Here is a 2,824-nt window from a genome sequence, read left to right on the forward strand (position 1 = left end):
CAGAGCCCCGGGCACCGACGAAACTGGAAGAATCCCACTATCGGGAACCCCAGGAAGCACTGAGCGGTAAACCCAAGTGGTCGCCCACCAGAGCATAACGGTCAGGGCGATGGTGGTTGCAACGGGTCTAATCATGGCTAATTGACGCTGTTCTATTCGGCCCAACGTTATAGGCCACCCACCGCTATCCAGAGGCGAGGCTTGACTGCAGGTTACGGTTTATGATGGTCAATAAATCTACGACACGGAGCGGGATAGCGGTTGGTGTGCGCCGCCTTGTTCGCCTTGGTTTGGATGTGGGTGAGCCATCAGATTACGGCATTGATCAGTAAGAGCATGAGGCCAATTCCAATGTATCCAGCAAAGAACGCAAAGGGTGCCCCGACCAGTCGGAGCCAAAGAGGAAGGAACCTCGCACGTATGCATCCATATACCACAAGGAGGAACGAAAACCCGGCTCCCGGTTGCGCAAACGAACGGTTGGAATAAGTCGACCCGTCTACAAATGAATCATGGTAGATCATGCGTCCTACAATGATCGTCATGATGACAAGCCCTAAGGCCAGAGCAAACTCAGGCAACAACGTCCGATTATTTGGAGCGGAGCCTACTTCATTCGAAGGACTAGGAGGTTCGGTTTCCATGGTTTTCTGGCGAACGTCGAAGGCCTCCTACACCTGCCCGAGGGCGCGGCTTCGACTGTGGCTGAAGGTTGAATTATCATGGCGGGTTGAACTCGCAGCGGGGCAGGTGTTAGGAGCGCCGCCTTGTTCTGCCTCTTGTATATTAGAGTTCCTCTTTGGTTCCGACCCAATTAGCTTTACGAGAGACGCCTTTATCTTTAAATATCCTGCTGATTGGCTCCAAGGAAGTAGGATCCAACCAAAAGAAGCCTGGTCCATAGTCGTCGGAAAACCAGTTCGGCTCCTTCTTAGACTTATCGGCATATAAGTAGATGCCATCCTCCTTGTCGTCTGTAAGATAAAGATGTTGCCACTGCTCGATATGCTCGTATGGGATCCATGAATAAATGACACCGAAGCTGCGAACTCCCACGCCATATTCTGTGAATACAAGGTGGTGAATCTGCCTCCAAACGAATCCAGAGCAGTTCACCGCTGGAATTGTTAGAATTGTTGAACCCCTTCTGATTGGACTCTTCTGCAGTTTTGACCCTGGGAGACCTGGTGGGATGACGGCCGAATGCCTTCCGTCAAGTGCTGACTTGAACTCCATAGCGTTCCAAACGTTCGGGAGTTCGTAATCTCCAGGTGACCCCTTCACCCGCAAGTCACCCAAGCCGAAGATTCGGCGTAGTAGTCCCCGAAGTCCCTTACCTCTGACGATAGACGTTGTCATGCCCTCCAGTTGGACTGTCTGGATGTCGCCTTTATGAAAGATTTGGAGTTGTCGATTCTGGTCAACCTCGTATTTCTTCCGCAGGTTGGGGATGATACCCCACCGCCAATAGGGTCGTTTAGTGTAGCTCATTTTTTGCAGAACGTTCAATGTCCAGGCACGGGCGAATGCCTGTCGCCTGTGGCATCTTGTTAGCCCTTGTTTGTAGGGAGTTGTCTGCAATTCGTCGAGGTTGAGCATTCCTCATTCTGATACAGGAGAACTCAGATTGTGTAGAGGTCACCTGATCAAAGATAGGCCAGAGTGAAGGAACTACAAAGAGCTCTGCCTTATACTCCAATAGTGCTGCAACCAGATCATTGATTGGACGACAACTCATTGGTTTAATCGTGTTAGAGGACACAAAATAACCCGCCGTTGGATCGAATAATCTAAAACCCTCCACTGGCATCTGATAAATCCAGATAAATGATTCACGTATCCGATCGATCCAAGACTCTTCGACATAAATTATGCGGTGGCCGTTAGAGGATAGGTAAGAGACTCGAGGGCATTGGCGGGGAAAGAGGTAATTGGGCAGATGATCTTCATCAATGGCCCACACAAAAGGAATTTCTCCCTGCGACGATTGGGGAATAAATCGTGTAATCCCAGAAAAGTCACTTACATGAAAGAGGCGCATTTTCTATGGGCTAACGCCAAGCTCAGCCGCCCCGAACGGGCGCACAAGCTCAGGGAGAGGTGTGAAGGTGGAGCCGGGCGGTCGGAGGGAGTCGGCTGATGGCTACTAGGGATTGGCTGCAGCGCCTTGTTAGCGGTTGTTTGGTTGGACGGTTCCATAGCTACCTAGCTCCTCGATCGGGATAGACGGCCACTCCACGGGAAGAGTCAGTCCGTGGATGTCATCGAGCAATGGAAGCGTCCGCTTGCCGAAGAAGAATTGCTCTGCCTGGGCGAATGCCTTTCCGTCTTTGAAGCGATAGAGAATGAACCGCAGTTGGATGTAATAGAGGCCGGCTGGTCGACTCACAGAAAACGGAATCGCTCGAGTTGCGACGGTAGTCTCGGTGTCGAAATCCACTTCCTCCAGCAGGTGTTCAGAATCCTTGATCGCATCGCCGGTAGGCTCTCCGTGGTATGGCTTCGCGGCACTCTCCTCATCGACGGGGAAAAACGCAATGGTCGCAGAGATCCCGCGATTGGGCGGTAGGTTCTCGATGGCGATCTGTCCGCTTAGTGTTCGCATTTTTGTTTCCGCTTTCTCGGGCGAAGGTTTGGTCGGGGGACTCTGCTCTTCGGAATCGCAACCGGACAGGAACATAGTCGTGATGACCGCAAAGCCGGTGATCATGAAGCGCATTTTCTCCGCTAACGTATAAGGCCATCTGCGGCGCGAGAAAAGCATCAAAGTCAACTCACAGGCTGATCGCCGTCGGATGTGCCGCCTTGTTCTGGACTGGCCGAC

General features: G+C 51.9%; 3 protein-coding genes. All 3 read right to left on the reverse strand.

Annotation, left to right across the window (positions count from 1 at the left end; genetic code table 11):
• Positions 1-786: 786 nt before the first annotated feature.
• Complete coding sequence (locus JIN85_RS20035; RefSeq protein WP_200274189.1) at positions 787-1,491, reverse strand: hypothetical protein; 705 nt, start codon at positions 1,489-1,491, stop codon at positions 787-789.
• A complete protein-coding gene (locus JIN85_RS22400; protein ID WP_425494640.1) occupies positions 1,478-2,041 on the reverse strand; it encodes a DUF6886 family protein in 564 nt (187 codons plus the stop codon). Before JIN85_RS22400 ends, JIN85_RS20035 begins: the two co-directional genes overlap by 14 nt.
• A gap of 129 nt (positions 2,042-2,170) precedes the next feature.
• A partial coding sequence (locus tag JIN85_RS20040; RefSeq protein ID WP_234047532.1) for a hypothetical protein occupies positions 2,171-2,824 on the reverse strand: 654 nt, incomplete at its 5' end.

Origin of the sequence: Luteolibacter pohnpeiensis (genome assembly GCF_016595435.1) — a bacterium.
Lineage (GTDB): Bacteria > Verrucomicrobiota > Verrucomicrobiia > Verrucomicrobiales > Akkermansiaceae > Luteolibacter > Luteolibacter pohnpeiensis.

Bases quoted from the DNA above. Each gene is read 5' to 3' on its own strand.
- JIN85_RS20035 (WP_200274189.1), bottom strand. From the start codon at position 1,491: ATGAGCTACACTAAACGACCCTATTGGCGGTGGGGTATCATCCCCAAC.
- JIN85_RS22400 (WP_425494640.1), bottom strand. From the start codon at position 2,041: ATGCGCCTCTTTCATGTAAGTGACTTTTCTGGGATTACACGATTTATT.